At 68.7% G+C, this 17,489-nt stretch carries 11 protein-coding genes; 8 read left to right on the top strand and 3 right to left on the bottom strand.

The window, feature by feature from the left end; translation table 11 throughout:
* The first annotated feature begins 100 nt into the window (after window positions 1-100).
* Together femX and KBY47_RS18185 are read left to right on the top strand one after the other, a co-directional pair.
* Complete coding sequence (gene femX, locus KBY47_RS18190) at window positions 101-1,222, top strand: peptidoglycan bridge formation glycyltransferase FemX (protein ID WP_210922203.1); 1,122 nt, start codon at window positions 101-103, stop codon at window positions 1,220-1,222.
* A 74-nt stretch (window positions 1,223-1,296) separates the two neighbouring features.
* Window positions 1,297-2,328 (top strand): alanine racemase, encoded by a 1,032-nt coding sequence (locus tag KBY47_RS18185; protein WP_210922202.1) that lies wholly within the window; start codon window positions 1,297-1,299, stop codon window positions 2,326-2,328.
* Between the two features lie 95 nt (window positions 2,329-2,423).
* On the opposite strand, the gene KBY47_RS18180 is transcribed toward KBY47_RS18185, so the two are convergent.
* Window positions 2,424-3,947 carry a glycosyltransferase family 87 protein gene (locus KBY47_RS18180; RefSeq protein WP_210922201.1) on the bottom strand — a complete coding sequence of 508 codons (1,524 nt, stop codon included), beginning with the start codon at window positions 3,945-3,947 and terminating at the stop codon, window positions 2,424-2,426.
* A gap of 100 nt (window positions 3,948-4,047) precedes the next feature.
* A complete protein-coding gene (locus tag KBY47_RS18175) occupies window positions 4,048-6,750 on the bottom strand; it encodes a transglycosylase domain-containing protein (protein WP_210922200.1) in 2,703 nt (900 codons plus the stop codon).
* 374 nt (window positions 6,751-7,124) lie between these two features.
* On the opposite strand from KBY47_RS18175, the gene KBY47_RS18170 reads away from it, so the two are divergent.
* From KBY47_RS18170 to KBY47_RS18155, 4 genes are all read left to right on the top strand, one after another.
* The gene (locus KBY47_RS18170) at window positions 7,125-7,802 is read left to right on the top strand and encodes a PadR family transcriptional regulator (protein ID WP_210922199.1); all 678 of its coding nucleotides are present in this window, start codon (window positions 7,125-7,127) and stop codon (window positions 7,800-7,802) included.
* A 45-nt stretch (window positions 7,803-7,847) separates the two neighbouring features.
* Entirely contained in the window at window positions 7,848-8,930 is a 1,083-nt protein-coding gene (locus tag KBY47_RS18165) for an inositol-3-phosphate synthase (RefSeq protein ID WP_210922198.1), read from the top strand.
* A gap of 78 nt (window positions 8,931-9,008) precedes the next feature.
* A complete protein-coding gene (locus KBY47_RS18160; protein WP_210922197.1) occupies window positions 9,009-10,286 on the top strand; it encodes an MFS transporter in 1,278 nt (425 codons plus the stop codon).
* A 109-nt stretch (window positions 10,287-10,395) separates the two neighbouring features.
* Complete coding sequence (locus KBY47_RS18155) at window positions 10,396-10,893, top strand: hypothetical protein (protein ID WP_210922196.1); 498 nt, start codon at window positions 10,396-10,398, stop codon at window positions 10,891-10,893.
* A gap of 123 nt (window positions 10,894-11,016) precedes the next feature.
* Here KBY47_RS18155 and KBY47_RS18150 read toward each other — a convergent pair whose 3' ends face one another.
* Complete coding sequence (locus KBY47_RS18150) at window positions 11,017-12,459, bottom strand: CCA tRNA nucleotidyltransferase (protein WP_210922195.1); 1,443 nt, start codon at window positions 12,457-12,459, stop codon at window positions 11,017-11,019.
* 232 nt (window positions 12,460-12,691) lie between these two features.
* Here KBY47_RS18150 and KBY47_RS18145 point away from each other — a divergent pair, with 232 nt between their 5' ends.
* Both KBY47_RS18145 and murJ read left to right on the top strand, forming a co-directional pair.
* Complete coding sequence (locus KBY47_RS18145) at window positions 12,692-15,106, top strand: DUF6049 family protein (protein ID WP_210922194.1); 2,415 nt, start codon at window positions 12,692-12,694, stop codon at window positions 15,104-15,106.
* Between the two features lie 45 nt (window positions 15,107-15,151).
* Window positions 15,152-17,461: a murein biosynthesis integral membrane protein MurJ gene (murJ, locus tag KBY47_RS18140; protein WP_210922193.1), complete on the top strand. Its 2,310-nt coding sequence runs from the start codon at window positions 15,152-15,154 to the stop codon at window positions 17,459-17,461.
* Window positions 17,462-17,489: the final 28 nt, after the last annotated feature.

Genomic DNA, 17,489 nt, shown 5'->3' with positions numbered 1-17,489 from the left:
CGTGTGCCCAGTCGGGGCGCTGGCAGGGCGCAGTAGGCTTCGGCGCGAGAGCCGGAGCCCCTGACCCCATGGGGACACACCAGCCCGAGGAGCGCCCCGAATGAGCCTGACCCTGAGGACCATCAGTCGCGAGCAGCATCTGGCGTACATCCAGAGCCTGCCGGCGGCGAGTCACATGCAGGTCCCGGCCTGGGCAGACGTGAAGGCGGAATGGCGCTCCGAGAACCTCGGCTGGTTCGACGAGCGGACCGGCGAGCTGGTTGGTGTGGGCCTGGTTCTCTACCGGCAGCTGCCGAAGATCAAGCGCTATCTGGCCTATCTGCCCGAGGGCCCGGTCATCAACTGGTTCGCGCCGAATCTCGACGACTGGATCCAGCCGATGCTCGCCCACCTCAAGCAGCAGGGCGCGTTCTCCGTGAAGATGGGCCCGCCGGTGGTCATCCGGCGCTGGGACGCCACGTCCATCAAGAAGGGCATCCAGGACCCGGACGTGAAGCGGCTGCGGGACATCGAGGCCGACTTCATCGAGCCCCGCGCCTTCGAGGTGGCGGACAAGCTGCGCCGGATGGGCTGGCAGCAGGGCGAGGACGGGGGCGCCGGCTTCGGCGACGTACAGCCCCGCTATGTCTTCCAGGTGCCGCTGGCGAACCGGTCGCTGGAAGAGGTGCACAAGAACTTCAACCAGCTGTGGCGCCGGAACATCAAGAAGGCCGAGAAGGCGGGCGTGGAGGTCGTCCAGGGCGGCTACCACGACCTGGAGGAGTGGCAGCGGCTGTACGAGATCACCGCCGTGCGCGACCACTTCCGGCCGCGCCCGCTGGGGTACTTCCAGCGCATGTGGTCGGCCCTCAACACGGAGGACCCCAACCGGATGCGGCTGTACTTCGCCCGCCACAACGGCGTGAACCTGGCGGCGGCGACGATGCTGGTCGTCGGCGGTCACGTCTGGTACTCCTACGGCGCCTCCGACAACATCGGCCGTGAGGTCCGGCCCTCGAACGCGATGCAGTGGCGGATGCTCCGCGACGCCTACGCCCTGGGCGCCACCGTCTATGACCTGCGGGGCATCTCCGACTCGCTGGACGAGACCGACCACCTCTTCGGTCTGATCCAGTTCAAGGTGGGCACGGGCGGTGAGGCCGCCGAGTACCTCGGTGAGTGGGACTTCCCGCTCAACAAGCTGCTCCACAAGGCGCTCGACATCTACATGTCCCGCCGCTGAGCCGCGGCCGTTTGGTTCCATAGCTTCCACACTTCTGATACACCGCAGCCACGAGAAAGGTTCCAGGTCCGGCCATGGCGCTCACGCTCTACGTCGACACCGCGCGCTGGCGGGCGCACCACAAGCACGTGCAGGAGCAGTTCCCGGGACTCGTCCCGGTCTGCAAGGGCAACGGCTACGGCTTCGGGCACGAACGGCTGGCGGAGGAGGCCACGCGGCTCGGCGCGGACGTCCTCGCCGTCGGCACGACGTACGAGGCCGCGCGCATCAAGGACTGGTTCGGCGGGGACCTGATGGTGCTGACGCCGTACCGGCGCGGTGAGGAGCCCGTGCCGCTGCCGGACCGGGTCATCCGGTCGGTGTCGTCGATCGACGGTGTATACGGCCTGGTGGGGGCTCGCGTGGTCATCGAGGTGATGTCCTCGATGAAGCGGCACGGCGTGAGCGAGCAGGACCTGCCGCAGCTGCACGCCGCGATAGAGAACGTCCGCCTGGAGGGCTTCGCGATCCATCTGCCGCTGGACCGTACCGACGGCTCGGACGCCGTCGAGGAGGTCATCGGCTGGATGGACCGGCTGCGCGCGGCCCGGCTTCCGCTGCACACCATGTTCGTCAGCCACCTCAAGGCCGACGAACTCACGCGGCTCCAGCAGCAGTTCCCGCAGACCCGGTTCCGGGCCCGTATCGGCACCCGGCTGTGGCTGGGGGACCACGAGGCCACGGAGTACCGCGGCGCCGTCCTGGACGTCACCCGGGTCGCCAAGGGCGACCGCTTCGGCTACCGGCAGCAGAAGGTGGCCTCAGACGGCTTCCTGGTGGTCGTGGCGGGCGGTACGTCGCACGGAGTGGGCCTGGAGGCCCCCAAGGCGCTGCACGGCGTCATGCCTCGCGCCAAGGGCGTCGCCCGGGCCGGTCTGGCCACGGTGAACCGGAACCTGTCGCCGTTCGTCTGGGGCGGCAAGCAGCGCTGGTTCGCCGAGCCGCCGCACATGCAGGTCTCCATCCTGTTCGTGCCCTCGGACGCGCCCGAGCCCAAGGTCGGCGACGAGCTGGTGGCCCATCTCCGGCACACCACCACGCAGTTCGACCGTCTGGTGGACCACTAGGCCCCGCCCAGCAACTGGGGACGGCCCACGCGGTCGTCCCTGAGCGGCCCTGCGCGGTGCCTCGAGAGGACGGCCTCCGCGCCACGTACGCCGTCTCACCGATCCCCGGCGGAACGATCGATTCCGTCGGCTGGCGCGCCCCAGTTCACCTGCGGGCCCTCCCCGGCGTGCACCGCGTGCCGGGGCTGATGGGCCGCCGCTCCGATCACGAACACGTCCTCGGCGCCGTCCAGTACGCCGCCCGAGGGGTCGTCGTCGCCCTCCCTGCGCACCACGTCGCGCTCCGGCATGAGGATGTCCCGTACGACGACGGCGCACAGGTACGCCGTGCCGAGCAGATGGACGCCGATGGCCCAGTGGTAGCCGTCGGTCGGCAGGCCCTTGTGGGCGTCTCCGCTGGTCGTGTACGCCAGGTACATCCAGATGCCGAGGAAGTACATCACCTCGCAGGCCTGCCAGATCAGGAAGTCCCGCCACTTGGGCCGGGCGAGGACGGCCAGCGGCACCAGCCACAGCACGTACTGGGGCGAGTAGACCTTGTTGGTGAGGATGAACGCGGCGACGATCAGGAAGGCCAGCTGAGCGAAGCGCGGCCGACGGGGTGCGGTGAAGGTCAGCGCTGCGATGCCCGCGCAGCTCAGCAGCATCAGGAACATCGCGAGCGCGTTGACGATCTCGGTGTCCAGCGGGTCGCTGGAGTTCTGCGCCATGATCAGCCAGAAGGAGCCGAAGTCGACGCCGCGTTCCTGGCTGAAGGTGTAGAACTTCGACCAGCCGTCGAAGGCGAGCAGCATCACCGGCAGGTTCACCACCAGCCAGGCGAAGGCCGAGCCCGCCAACGCCTTCCCGAAGTCCCGCCACTTGCCCGCGCGCCAGCACAGGACGAGCAGGGGTCCGAGCAGGAGGAAGGGATAGAGCTTGGCCGCCGTGGCCAGCCCCAGCAGGACGCCGAAGGCCAGGGAACGCCCGCGGGACCACATCAGCATCGCGGCGGCCGTGAGCGCGACGGCCAGCAGGTCCCAGTTGATGGTGGCGGTCAGCGCGGCGGCCGGTGCGAGGGCGATGAGCAGACCGTCCCAGGGGCGCCGGGCGTGGGTGCGGGCGACGCAGACGGCGATGACGACCGCGCAGATCATCAGCATCCCCGCGTTGACCATCCAGTACCACTGCTCCTGGTCCTGGATGCTGCCGCTGCCTGGAGTGAGCCAGGAGGCGACTTCCATGAAGACGCCGGTGAGCACCGGGTACTCCAGGTACTCCATATCGCCGGGGAGCCGGTCGAAGTACGGCACGAGACCGTCGGCGAATCCGCGGCCGTTGTAGAGGTGCGGGATGTCCGAGTAGCAGGCGTGCGTGTACTGCGAGCTGGCACCGAAGAACCAGGCACCGTTGTAGCAGGGCGCCTTCTGGACCAGCCCGAGGGCGAACATGCCGACCGCCACGAGCGCGATCACCCGTACAGGCGTCCACCAGGAGGTCCCGAGCAGGGCGCGCCTGCCGAGGGGGCCACCAATCAGCTCACTGCCGGTTGTGGCGACCTCGTCCACCCCGGTGGGACGGACCAGGTCGGTCTGGCGCTCGCTCGCTTGTGTCGATTCTGCACTGGGCATGGGGCACATCCTGCCGTACCCGCCTGGGAATACGGCGAGGGCCGCCGCACCTGGTGAGTGCGACGGCCCCATGTTTCACGTGAAACACCCGTGCCGGGTCATTTGGCGGCTAACCGGAGGTCCCTGTGAAAAGGCCTCCATTGCCGTTTCCGCCGTTTCCGTTTCCTCCACCACCGTCATCGCCGGTTTCCGAGCTTGTCGCCGTCGGTGTCGGGGATTCCTCCGTGCCACCGGTCTCGGTGCCACCGTTGCCGTTCCCGTTACCGCCGTCGTCCTCGCAGTTCCACCAGGTGGTGCAGGTCTCGGTCGGCTCCACAGGCGGGGGCGTGTTGTTCTTCGTCTTGGTGGGCGTCGGGGTCGGCGTGGGGCTCTCCGACTCCGTCTCGCTGACCGACGGCGACGGACTCGGCGACGGCTCCACGTCGTTGACGATCTCCCCGATGGGCTCCGGCTTGGGGAACTTCTTCGCCGGCTGGCCCTTCAGCGCCTCGGCCATATAGGCCTGCCAGATCTCCGACGGGAACGAGGCACCGTGGATCGACTTCTGGTTACCCGTTCCGTACATCTTCAGGAATGTGCGGTTCTTGATGGTCTCGTCGTCCGGGTACCGGAACATGCTGATCGCGGTGGACAGCTGAGGCGTGTAGCCCACGAACCACGCCGACTTGTTGTCGTCCGTCGTACCCGTCTTACCGGCCACCTCACGGCCGGGCAGTTGGGCGTTGGTACCGGTACCCGCCTCGACCACTGTCTTCAGCACATCGGTGACGTTGTCCGCGACCTGGGAGGTGAAGGCCTGCTCGGTCTCCACCTCGTGGGTGAAGACCGGGCCGTCCTTGCTGGTGACCTTGGTGACGGAGAACGGGTCGCGCTGCTTGCCGCTGGCGGCGAAGGTGGCGTACGAGCCGGCCATGCGAATGGCGCTGGGGTCGGAGACACCGATGGAGAAGGACGGGAAGTTGGAGCCCGCGAGGCTGTTCTCCAGGATGCCCGAGTTGACCGCGGCCTCCTTCACCTTGTCCAGTCCGACGTCCATGCCGAGCTGCACGAAGGCGGAGTTCGTCGAGAACTGCATCGCTTCACGAAGGTCGATCTTGTAGTCGGGTGGGGTGCCACGCGACTCGTCACCGTCGTTGACCTGGAGCCATTCCTTGCCGTTCTCGTCGTGCCAGACCGTTCCGTCATAGTTCTTGATCTTGAACTTGTTCTGGCCGCTGTACAGGCTCTTCGGTGAGACGACGGTGCGTTCGTCCTGGGGCTGGACCTCGGGCCCGTCGGGATCCCGCACTCCCCAGCTCATCGCCGCCGCGAGCACGAAGGGCTTGAACGTCGAACCGACCTGGGCGCCGGTGACGTCGGCGTTGTTGGTGAAGTGCTCGGTGGCGTCCTTGCCGCCGTAGATCGCCACGATGGCACCGGTCGCCGGGTCCACCGAGGCCCCGCCGAACTGGACGTGGGTGTCCGTGTCAGGGCGCTCCTTGGGGTCGATGTTGGCCTTCTCGACCTTCTTGACCGCCTTCTCCAGCGCCGCGACCTTCTTCTTGTCGAAGGTCGTGTGGATGGACAGACCGCCCTCGCGGAGCCTGCGCTCGGTGATGCCGGTCTTGTCGCTGTTGTTGACCAGGTAGGCGTTCACCAGGTCGACGAGGTAACCGGTCTGGCCGCTGAGTGCGGAGTTGGCACGCGGGTTCTGCACCTTGGGGAGGTCGGTGTACTTGGCCCGGGTCGCGGCGTCGAGGTGACCCAGCTCCACCATCTTGTCCAGGGTGTCCTGCATCTGGAGCTTGGCGCGCTTCTTGTTCTTCTCCGGCGTGGCGTTGACCGGGTCGATGGAGGTGGCGCCCGCGGGGTCGTAGTAGGTGGCGCCCTTGAGCGTGGCCGACAGGAACGCGCACTCACCCGGGTTGAGGTCGATGGCGTCCTTGTTGAAGTAGGCGCGGGCGGCGGCCTGGATGCCGTAGGCGTTGCGGCCGTAGTAGGCCGAGTTCAGGTACCCGGCCATGATCTCGTCCTTGGAGACCGACGCGCCCACCTTGATGGAGACGAACAGTTCCTTGAACTTGCGGGTGACGGTCTGCGACTGGTCGTCCAGCATGGCGTTCTTCACGTACTGCTGGGTGATGGTCGAGCCGCCCTGGGTGTCGCCGCCGCGGGCCATGTTGAACATGGCTCGGGCGATGCCCTTCGGGTCGATGCCGCTGTCGGTGTAGAAGGTCTTGTTCTCCTGGGAGACGACCGCCAGCTGCATCTCCTTGGGGATCTGCGACAGGTTGATGATCTGGCGGTTGGTCTCCCCACCGGTGGACACCATCTCGGTGCCGTTGGACCAGTAGTAGACGTTGTTCTGGGCCGTCGCCGTCTGGGCCACGTCCGGGACGCTCACCATGGCGTAGCCGACGCCCGCGATGGCGACGAGGCTGCCGAAGAAGGCGACGCCCAGGCCGGAGACGAGCTTCCACGAGGGCACCCAGCGGCGCCAGCCGTAGCGACCCGCGCGCGGGTAGTCGATCAGCCGCTTCTTACCGGGGTCGACGGCGCGGCCCGCGGGTGCGGCACGCCTGCCGCCACGGCCGGGGTCGGCCCCTCTGCGGCGACCCCCTCCGCTTCTCTGGGCGGCGCGGCGGGCTTCGGCGCGGCCACCGAGGGGGCGCTCCTCGCCCCCGTGGGGCCCCGCCCCATACGCATCGGAAGGAGATCCGGTGGCGCCTCGCGGTGCCGCGCGGCGGCCGGAGGACGAGCCGGACTGGCCGCGTCGGGCCGCGGCACGTCCGCCTCCCTGCGGCTGCGGCGGTTTGCGACGGTGCTCGCTCATCGAACGACTACTCCTCGGGCAGGCGCACCTGTGCGCGCCTGGAAACGGCGGCTGGTTTCCGGTCCCCCCGAAGTACGGATGCGGCCGTTACCGCATTCACCCGTACTGCACCGGGGACAGGGACGCCCCCTGACGCAACTCGGTTCCCGGTGGTGTGCATGCCGCACAGACTACGCAGCCTGTAAACCCACCTAGCCCCGAAGTTCACCCCAAATCCGGCAACTTGCTTCCGGCGAATCAGTGATGTGACGCCGTTCACTATCCCCCCTCTTGTCGCACCAGAGTCGTCGTTCTATCGTCGTGATGTATCGAGTCGATACATCAGCGCGAGATAAGGACCGTCCCGGGACCCCCGCGACAGAGAGGAGGCAACGATGAGCCGGCGCTCCGGCATCCTCGAGTTCGCCGTCCTCGGCCTGCTCCGCGAATCTCCGATGCACGGCTATGAGCTGCGCAAACGACTCAATACATCACTGGGCGTGTTCCGCGCGTTCAGCTACGGGACGCTCTACCCCTGCCTCAAGACGCTGGTCGCCAACGGCTGGTTGATCGAGGAACCGGGGAACGTCACCGAGGCCGCGGCCCCCCTCGCGGGACGCCGCGCCAAGATCGTCTACCGGTTGACGGCTGAAGGTAAGGAACACTTCGAACAGCTGCTCTCCCAGACGGGCCCCGACGCGTACGAGGACGAACACTTCGCCGCGCGGTTCGCCTTCTTCGGACAGACCTCACGCGACGTACGCATGCGTGTGCTGGAGGGACGCCGCAGTCGGCTGGAGGAGCGCCTCGAGAAGATGCGCGCCTCTCTGGCCCGTACCCGAGAGCGCCTCGACGACTACACACTCGAGCTCCAGCGCCACGGCATGGAGTCCGTGGAGCGCGAAGTGCGCTGGCTGAACGAGCTGATCGAGAGCGAGCGGGCCGGGCGGGACCTCAGGGGTACCGCCACCGGGGGGTCCGCTCATCAGGACACCACATCTGGAGCGACGGGCGGCCTGCCCCGGCCGGGGGACGAACCCCGGCCGGATACGCCCGACGACACCGCCATGTGAGGTCCCCGTCAGGGCCTCACCGAGTACACACAGGGAGCAACCGGAATGGGTTCGGTTCGCGTAGCCATCGTCGGCGTCGGCAACTGCGCCGCGTCGCTGGTGCAGGGAGTCGAGTACTACAAGGACGCCGACCCGGCGTCCAAGGTCCCCGGCCTGATGCACGTGCAGTTCGGCGACTACCACGTCCGTGACGTGGAGTTCGTCGCCGCGTTCGATGTGGACGCGAAGAAGGTCGGCCTCGACCTCGCGGACGCCATCGGCGCCTCCGAGAACAACACCATCAAGATCTGCGACGTGCCCAGCACGGGCGTGACCGTCCAGCGCGGCCACACCCTCGACGGTCTCGGCAAGTACTACCGCGAGACCATCGAGGAGTCCGCCGAGGCTCCGGTCGACGTCGTCCAGATCCTCAAGGACAAGCAGGTCGACGTCCTCGTCTGCTACCTGCCCGTCGGTTCCGAGGACGCGGCGAAGTTCTACGCCCAGTGCGCCATCGACGCCAAGGTCGCCTTCGTCAACGCCCTCCCGGTCTTCATCGCCGGCACCAAGGAGTGGGCGGACAAGTTCACCGAGGCGGGCGTGCCGATCGTCGGTGACGACATCAAGTCGCAGGTCGGCGCCACCATCACGCACCGCGTCATGGCGAAGCTGTTCGAGGACCGGGGTGTCATCCTGGACCGCACGATGCAGCTGAACGTCGGCGGCAACATGGACTTCAAGAACATGCTCGAGCGTGACCGCCTGGAGTCCAAGAAGATCTCCAAGACGCAGGCCGTCACCTCCCAGATCCCCGACCGGGAGCTGGGCGAGAAGAACGTCCACATCGGCCCGTCCGACTACGTCGCCTGGCTGGACGACCGCAAGTGGGCCTACGTCCGCCTCGAGGGCCGCGCCTTCGGTGACGTCCCGCTGAACCTGGAGTACAAGCTCGAGGTCTGGGACTCCCCGAACTCCGCCGGTGTCATCATCGACGCCCTGCGTGCCGCGAAGATCGCCAAGGACCGCGGCATCGGCGGCCCGATCCTCTCGGCGTCCTCGTACTTCATGAAGTCCCCGCCGGTCCAGTACTTCGACGACCAGGCCCGCGAGAACGTCGAGAAGTTCATCAAGGGGGAGGTCGAGCGCTGACCAGCCGCTCCCCTGTGAGCTGTTGAGGGTCCCCGGGTCGAAGCCCCGGGGACCCTTTCGGTATGTGAGGCTGTGCCCATGGCCGTCGTCCGCGATCTACGCGTCCTGCTGCGTTTCCAGGGCTTCAGGCGCCTGCTCGCCGTACGACTGCTCTCCCAGGGCGCCGACGGTGTGTACCAGGTCGGCCTCGCCACCTATGTCGTCTTCTCCCCCGAGAAGCAGACCTCGGCCACGGCGATCGCCTCCGCGATGGCGGTCCTGCTGCTGCCGTACTCCCTGGTGGGCCCCTTCGCGGGCGCCCTGCTCGACCGCTGGCGCCGCCGTCAGATCTTCCTCTACGGCAATCTGCTGCGCGCCGTACTGGCCTCGGTGACGGCCGCGCTGATCATCAGCGGTGTCCCGGACTGGCTGTTCTACGTCTCCGCCCTGTGCGTCACCGCCGTCAACCGCTTCGTCCTCGCCGGACTGTCCGCCGCGCTGCCGCGCGTCGTGGACGCCGAGCGCCTGGTGATGGCCAACTCCCTCTCCCCGACCGCGGGCACCCTCGCCGCCACCGCGGGCGGCGGCCTCGCCTTCGTCGTACGGCTGCTGATCTCGGACTCCGATGCCGCCGTGGTGCTCCTGGGCGCGGGACTGTACCTCTGCGCGGCACTCGCCTCCCTGCGGATCGCGGTGACGCTGCTCGGACCTGATCCGCAGCTGGTGCGGCCGCGGTTCGGAACGGCGGTCGCCGGGACGGCCCGCGACCTGGTGGCGGGGGTACGGCACCTCGCCGCACCACCGCGCCGAGAGGCTGCCTGGGCGCTGGCGTCGATGACGCTGATGCGGTTCTGCTACGGCGCCCTGACCGTGACGGTGCTGATGCTGTGCCGGTACGCCCTGACCTCCGACACGGACGACGGGCTCGTCCTGCTGGGGCTGGCGCTGGGCATCTCCGGCGCCGGTTTCTTCGCGGCGGCCGTGGTGACGCCCTGGGCGGCGACGCGACTCGGGCCCGGTCGCTGGATCGTGGTGTGCGCCGCGGCGGCAGCGGCCCTGGAACTCGTCCTCGGGCTGCCGTTCGCCACCGTCCCGTTGCTGGTCGCGGCCTTCGTCCTGGGGCTGACCACCCAGGGCGCGAAGATCGCCACGGACACCATCGTCCAGTCCTCCGTCGCGGACGGCTTCCGCGGCCGGATCTTCTCCGTTTACGACGTCCTGTTCAACGTCGCCTTCGTCGGCGCCGCCGGGATGGCCGCGCTGATGCTCCCACCGGACGGGCGCTCAGCGCCGCTCGTTGTAACGGTCGCCGTTATCTACGGAGCGGTTGCTGTGGCTATGGCCCGCTTTGAACGGCGGAGAGTGTCACATCAGTGACACAGAGCGGTATCTGGGTGGGGCGTTGTCGGTGCGGGCCGATAACTTACGTGGGTCTTACGGCGCGACTCATTCGCGCCACGCACCTATGTTCAAGGGGGACCCCCAAGTGTCTACTCCGCCGCCTCAGGGCAACCCGTTCGTGCAGAACCAGCCCCAGGGCCAGAACCCGTTCGCTCAGGGGCAGCCCCAGGCACCGTATCCGCCGCAGGCCGGCCAGCCGGGTGGAGCGCCGTTCGCTCCGGCCCCGCCGGAGCCCGCGCGCCGCAAGCTCAGCTTCAAGACGATCAAGAACATCGTCATCGCTGTGATCGTCGTCGGTGTGGCCGTCGGCGGTTACATAGCCAGCCAGGACGACGCCAACACGGCGGCCGTCGGCGACTGCATGCACCGCGGCAGCGCCGACGACAACAACCCGGACCTCGAGGTCGTCGACTGCAGCTCCTCAGACGCCGAGTTCGTGGTGCTGGCGAAGGTGAAGGGCTCGTACACCGCTCTCACCGCCGAGAGCAAGTGCGCCTCGGAGGCCAAGGACTTCCAGTACTCGTACACGGAGACCGGCGACGGCAGCAACTTCCTGCTCTGCCTGAAGGACTACACGAAGTAGGGCGAACAGCGAAGAGGGCCGGTGTTTCACGTGAAACACCGGCCCTCTTCGCTTGCGTCGGCGAAACCGTCGGTGAAGCCGCGGGGGCATGTTTCACGTGAAACATGCCCCCGTTTCACGGCCTCAGCTCTGCTCGGCCCACCAGTCCTTCAAGGCCGCCACTGCCTCGTCATGCCCCATCGGACCGTTCTCCAGGCGCAGCTCCAGCATGTGCTTGTAGGCGCGCCCGACCGCCGGACCGGGGTTGATCCCGAGAATCCCCATGATCTCGTTGCCGTCGAGATCCGGGCGGATCGCGTCCAGCTCCTCCTGCTCCTGGAGCTGGGCGATGCGCTCCTCCAGGCCGTCGTACGCCCGGGACAGCGCGGCCGCCTTGCGCTTGTTGCGGGTCGTGCAGTCCGAGCGGGTCAGCTTGTGCAGCCGGTCGAGGAGGGGCCCGGCATCCCGCACATAGCGACGCACGGCGGAGTCGGTCCAGTCGCCGGTGCCATAGCCGTGGAAGCGGAGGTGGAGTTCGACCAGCCGCGAGACGTCCCTGACCATCTCGTTGGAGTACTTCAGCGTCGTCATCCGCTTCTTGGTCATCTTGGCGCCGACCACCTCATGGTGGTGGAAGGAGACCCGGCCGTCCTTCTCGAAGCGACGGGTGCGCGGCTTGCCGATGTCGTGCAGCAGCGCGGCGAGCCTCAGCGTCAGGTCGGGGCCGCTCTCCTCCAGCGCGATCGCCTGCTCCAGCACGATCAGTGTGTGGTCGTAGACGTCCTTGTGCCGGTGGTGCTCGTCGCTCTCCAGCCGCAGCGCGGGCAGCTCGGGCAGGACCCGGTCGGCGAGGCCGGTGTCGACGAGCAGGGCGAGGCCCTTGCGGGGGTGCGCGGACAGGATCAGCTTGTTCAGCTCGTCCCGGACCCGCTCGGCGGAGACGATCTCGATCCGCTCGGCCATCTCCTTCATCGCGGTGACGACCTCGGGAGCCACCTCGAAGTCGAGCTGGGCGGCGAAACGCGCCGCTCGCATCATCCGCAGCGGGTCGTCCGAGAAGGAGTCCTCCGGTGTACCCGGTGTGCGCAGCACCCGCGCCGCGAGATCACCGAGGCCGCCGTACGGGTCGATGAACCTCTTCTCGGGCAGCGCCACCGCCATGGCGTTGACGGTGAAGTCACGCCGGACGAGGTCGTCCTCGATGGAGTCGCCGTACGCCACCTCGGGCTTGCGCGAGGTGCGGTCGTAGGCCTCTGAGCGATAGGTGGTGACCTCGATCTGGTAGCCGTCCTTCTGCGCACCGACCGTGCCGAAGGCGATCCCGACCTCCCACACCGCGTCCGCCCAGGGGCGCACGATCTTCAGGACGTCCTCGGGACGGGCGTCGGTGGTGAAGTCCAGGTCGTTGCCGAGCCGACCGAGCAGCGCGTCCCGGACCGAGCCGCCGACCAGGGCGAGTGAGAATCCGGCCGCTTCGAAGCGGCGCGCGAGGTCGTCGGCGACCGGTGCGACCGTCAGCGACTCGTCGGCCGCGCGGTGCTGTACCTGGTTCGGGACACTGAGCTTGTCTTCATTGGCGTTCGGCACAACAAAAGAGGGTACGTGGCCGTGACGCCGACGAGCGCGCCGATTACCGGCGCAGGGCGGCGTTCCGCTGCATCACGGCAGCGTTCCCCTATATACGGATACATTCGGGTCGGCGCCCTGACTTCTACGATCTTGTGACGTAGTCCGCGGCACTTCCTCTCAGCGGGCATCGTTACCATGCCTGGACGCACATTCCGACGACCACTGACGACGACTAGGGACGGGCGAGCGCGTGGCCGAGGCGGCAGACTTCCAGGGGACCGGTCCCTCACCTGCCCGCCCCTGGCTGCGGAGGACCGCGGCACTCCTCGCCGGAGCGCCGCTGCTCGCCGGGCTGCTCCAGCTGCCCGCCGCGCAGACCGCGGACGCCGCCGGACAGACCTCCGCCACGGCTTCCGGGCAGTCCTCCGCCAAGGCCGCCTCCGACTCGCGCTCGGTAGCCATCGCCCTCGACTCGGTCACGCCCGCCGCACCCGGCGACAACGACACACTGACCATCTCGGGCAGCGTCACCAACAAGGGCAAGCAGACGATCACGGACGCCCATGTCGACCTGCGGGTGGGCCCCGAGCTGACCACCCGCTCCTCGATCGACAGCGTCTCCCAGCGCACCGACTACGTCCCCGGCATCGACGGCGTCGAGGTCGGCGAGTCCTACGCCAAGGAGTTCACCAGGCTCACCCCAGGCGTCGCGCAGCGCTTCAGCATCTCCGTGCCGACCGACGAGCTGGACCTCGGCGGCAGCGGCGTCTACCAGCTCGGCGTCTCACTGTCCGGACAGACCTCCACACAGGCCTGGGAGCAGGTGCTGGGCATCCAGCGCACCTTCCTGCCGTGGCAGCCCGACGAGGCAGAAACGAAGACGAGGACGACGTTCCTGTGGCCGCTGGTGGCCAGCTCCCACATGACGGCGGAGACCGGGTCGAACGAACAGCAGACACCGGTCTTCAGCGACGACGACCTCGCCAAGGAGATCTCCGCGGGCGGCCGTCTGGAACAGATGGTGTCCCTGGGCCGCGATCTGGACGTCACCTGGGTGATCGACCCGGATCTGCTGGCCTCCGTGGACGCCATGACCCGCGGCTACGAGATCCAGGGCGAGGGCGACACCACCACGCCCGGCACGCACCAGGCCGTCGCCAAGCAGTGGCTCGCCCAGCTCCAGAAGGCGGTGGCCGGCAAGGAGGTCGTCGCTCTGCCGTTCGGCGATCCCGACCTGGCCTCGCTCGCCCACAACGGCACCGATGTCCCGGGCTCGCTGAGCCACCTCAAGGACGCCACGGACGTCGCCGCCACCACCGTACGGTCCGTGCTGTACGTCACACCGAGCACGGACTTCGCGTGGCCGGTGAACGGCGCCGTCGACCCGTCGATCGTCAAGGTCGCCACCTCCGCGGGCGCCGACAAGGTGATCGCCCGCAGCGACAGCCTGGAGGAGACCAGCGGTCTGCCGTACACGCCCTCCGCGGCCCGGCCGATCGGCGGGGGCACCACGGCGGTGGTCGCGGACTCCCGGCTGTCGACGGCGTTCCAGGGAGACCTGACGAAGGCGTCCACCACCACGCTCGCGGTGCAGCGGTTCCTGGCACAGAGCCTGAGCGTCAACCTCCAGACGGGCAAGCAGCGCAGCATCGTGGTCGCGCCGCAGCGGACACCGACCGCGAGCCAGGCCCGGGCCATGGCCAGGGCGGTGACCATTCTCCAGGACGGCACCTGGTCCGAGGGCCAGACCCTCACCGCGGCCGCCGAGGCCAGGCCGGACCCCGAGGCCACGACCAAGGTCCCCTCGGCCTCCTCGTACCCGTCGTCGCTGCGCAAGCGGGAATTGCCGCGCGCCACCTTCGAGCAGGTCGCGACCACCCAGGAGAAGCTCGACCACTTCAAGGTGATCCTCACCTTCGAATCCCGGGTGGTGACCCCCTTCGGGCGGGCCATGAACCGTGAGATGTCCACGTCGTGGCGCGGCCGGGCCGCCGAGGCGACCGTCTTCCGCGACGGTGTGGAGACCTACCTCGACGATCTGATCGACCAGGTCAGACTGATCGACAAGTCGGAGACCAAGCTCTCCGGCCGCAGCGCCACCATCCCGGTGACCGTCCAGAACAACCTGGTGCAGGGCGTCGACAACCTGGTGCTCCGCCTCACCTCGACCAGCCCGACCCGTCTGGAGATCGGCGGCAACGCCTACTCCGAGGAACCCGTCAAGGTCTCCGGCGGCCACAGCCAGTCGGTGAAGTTCAGCACGTCCGCCAAGGCCAACGGCCGGGCGACGGTGGTGGCCCAGCTGTTCACCGAGGACGGCCAGGCCTACGGCGACCCGGTCACGTTCGATGTGAAGGTGACCGAGTTCACGGCCACCGTGATGCTGGTCATCGGCGGCGGTTTCCTGCTCCTCGTCCTCGCGGGCTTCCGTATGTACACCCAGCGCAAGCGCGCCGCCGCCCGCAGGGCCGCGGAGGACGGCGCGGACAGCGGCGACGATTCCACCGGCGGTCCCGGAAACCCGGAGGACCCCGAGGACCGTCTCACACAGGAGTCCGGCACACCGGGCGGGGAAGCCGACCCGCAGCAGCCGAGTGACCCGACACCGGACACCGCAGCGGAAAGCGCCAACCCGTCCGGGACGGGTGAGAGAGTGGACCGTTGAGGATGCCGAGGCCGGTGCGGCCGGGACCGATGAGGTGGAGTAAGCATGAACGCGCCGTACGACGGTGACCGTGGCCAGGCCGCGGGCGACCCGGGCACCCCCGAGGGCCCGCCGCCCGAGCACGGCCAGGTGCCGCCGCAGCACCCGGCGGACATGTACCTCCAGGACGCCTACGACCAGGACCCCTACCGGGGGCAGGACCTCTCCGCGCAGGACCCGGTCGCCGAGGCGCTCTACGACCGTGCCGCGCACCCCCCGCCGCCCCCGGGTACGTATCCGCCGCCGCAGCAGCTGTACGCACAGCCGCCCCCGTCGCCGTACGCTCCCGATCCGCGGGTCTGGGCGCAGACCCCGGCACCGGAGCCCGAGGGCCCGACACAGTACCTGCCGTACGGTGACGACCCGCGTCACACGCAGTACGTGGGCGTCGACGACCTGGTCACCCAGTCCGGTGGGGAGCAGCAGCAACCCGACGCGTTCGCCCACCTCTTCCGGGACCAGCAGCAGGGCGGGACGCACCAGCCGACGGACTACCACCCCGCCGTACCGGGCCCGGCCGCCGAACCCGACACGGGCCAGGCGCACGCGGACCCGTCAGGCGCGGGTTCGTACCACACGGGCCCTTACGCGGGCGGGCCGCCGCCGCAGCCCCCCACCTCCGCGCCCGCGGCCCCCGCGGCCGAGGCTCCCGATCCCGTCCCCGCAGCCGCCGTCCCGAAGAAGGGCGGCCGGGCGACGGGTCTGCTGAAGTCGAGCGCCGTGATGGCCGCGGGCACCATGGTGTCCCGGCTGACGGGCTTCATCCGTTCGGCGCTGATCGTCTCGGCACTCGGCACCGCGCTCCTCGGTGACACCTTCCAGGTGGCCTACCAGCTGCCGACGATGATCTACATCCTCACCGTCGGCGGTGGCCTCAACTCGGTCTTCGTGCCGCAGCTGGTGCGTGCCATGAAGGACGACGAGGACGGCGGCGAGGCGTACGCCAACCGGCTGCTGACCTTGGTCATGGTCGCGCTGGGGCTGCTCACCCTGCTCGCGATGTTCGCGGCGCCGCTGCTGGTGCGCGCCCTGTCGAACTCCGTGGCGACCGACCCTGCGGCCAACGACGTGGGCATCACCTTCACCCGCTACTTCCTGCCCTCCATCTTCTTCATGGGCGTCCATGTGGTGATGGGTCAGATCCTCAACGCCCGCGGCCGGTTCGGCGCGATGATGTGGACGCCGGTCCTCAACAACATCGTCATCATCGTCACGCTCGGCATGTTCCTGTGGGTGTACGGCACCGCCGAGCACTCCGGCATGCAGGTCACCAACATCCCGGCGGAGGGCCAGCGGCTCCTCGGCATCGGCATCCTGCTCGGCCTCGTCGTCCAGGCGCTGGCGATGATCCCGTATCTGCGCGAGACCGGGTTCCGGCTGCGCCTGCGGTTCGACTGGAAGGGCCACGGCCTCGGCAAGGCCGCGATGCTGGCCAAGTGGACGATCCTGTTCGTCCTCGCCAACCAGGCGGGCGCCCTCGTCGTCACCCAGCTCGCCACCGCGGCCGTCGCCGACACCGACATCCCCGGCACCGGCTTCAGCGCCTACGCCAACGCCCAGCTGATCTGGGGCCTGCCGCAGGCCATCATCACCGTCTCCCTGATGGCCGCCCTGCTGCCCCGGATCTCCCGCTCGGCCGCCGAGGAAGACGGAGGCGCCGTCCGCGACGACATCTCCCAGGGCCTGCGCACCACGGCCGTCGCCATCGTGCCGCTCGCCTTCGGGTTCGTCGCGCTCGGCATCCCGATGTGCACCCTGATCTTCGGCTCCTCGGGAAGCGGCGCGGCCACCAACATGGGCTACATGCTGATGGCGTTCGGCCTCGGCCTGATCCCCTACTCCGTGCAGTACGTCGTCCTGCGCGCCTTCTACGCGTACGAGGACACCCGCACGCCCTTCTACAACACGGTCATCGTGGCCGCCGTCAACGCGAGCGCCTCGGCCCTCTGCTTCGTCCTGCTCCCGGCCCGCTGGGCCGTGGTCGGCATGGCCGCCTCCTACGGCCTGGCCTATGTGATCGGCGTCGGTGTCGCCTGGCGACGGCTGCGCAAGCGGCTGGGCGGCGACCTCGACGGCGCCCGCGTGCTGCGCACCTACGCCCGGCTGAGCATCGCGGCGGTACCCGCGGCCATGCTGGCGGGTGCGGCCTGTTACGGCATCACCCAAACCCTCGGCCAGGGAGTCGTCGGCTCGTTCGCCGCACTGCTCGCCGGTGGCGCCGTACTGTTCGGAGTCTTCTTCGTCGCCGCCCGCAAGATGCGCGTGGCGGAAGTGAACTCGCTCGTCGGCATGGTGCGTGGGCGTCTGGGGCGCTGACGCGGGGGTATGCGCACAACCATCGTCC

It is taken from the genome of Streptomyces sp. B93, from assembly GCF_018070565.1.
GTDB lineage: Bacteria > Actinomycetota > Actinomycetes > Streptomycetales > Streptomycetaceae > Streptomyces.
Note: the sequence above shows the minus strand (reverse complement) of the source record. Positions and strands in the feature narration are given on the sequence as shown.

Excerpts from the sequence above, each read along its gene's own strand:
- KBY47_RS18170 (WP_210922199.1), top strand. The coding sequence starts at position 7,125 with ATGAGCCGGCGCTCCGGCATCCTCGAGTTCGCCGTCCTCGGCCTGCTC.
- murJ (WP_210922193.1), top strand. The coding sequence starts at position 15,152 with ATGAACGCGCCGTACGACGGTGACCGTGGCCAGGCCGCGGGCGACCCG.
- KBY47_RS18185 (WP_210922202.1), top strand. The coding sequence starts at position 1,297 with ATGGCGCTCACGCTCTACGTCGACACCGCGCGCTGGCGGGCGCACCAC.
- KBY47_RS18165 (WP_210922198.1), top strand. The coding sequence starts at position 7,848 with ATGGGTTCGGTTCGCGTAGCCATCGTCGGCGTCGGCAACTGCGCCGCG.
- KBY47_RS18180 (WP_210922201.1), bottom strand. The coding sequence starts at position 3,947 with ATGTGCCCCATGCCCAGTGCAGAATCGACACAAGCGAGCGAGCGCCAG.
- femX (WP_210922203.1), top strand. The coding sequence starts at position 101 with ATGAGCCTGACCCTGAGGACCATCAGTCGCGAGCAGCATCTGGCGTAC.
- KBY47_RS18175 (WP_210922200.1), bottom strand. The coding sequence starts at position 6,750 with ATGAGCGAGCACCGTCGCAAACCGCCGCAGCCGCAGGGAGGCGGACGT.
- KBY47_RS18160 (WP_210922197.1), top strand. The coding sequence starts at position 9,009 with ATGGCCGTCGTCCGCGATCTACGCGTCCTGCTGCGTTTCCAGGGCTTC.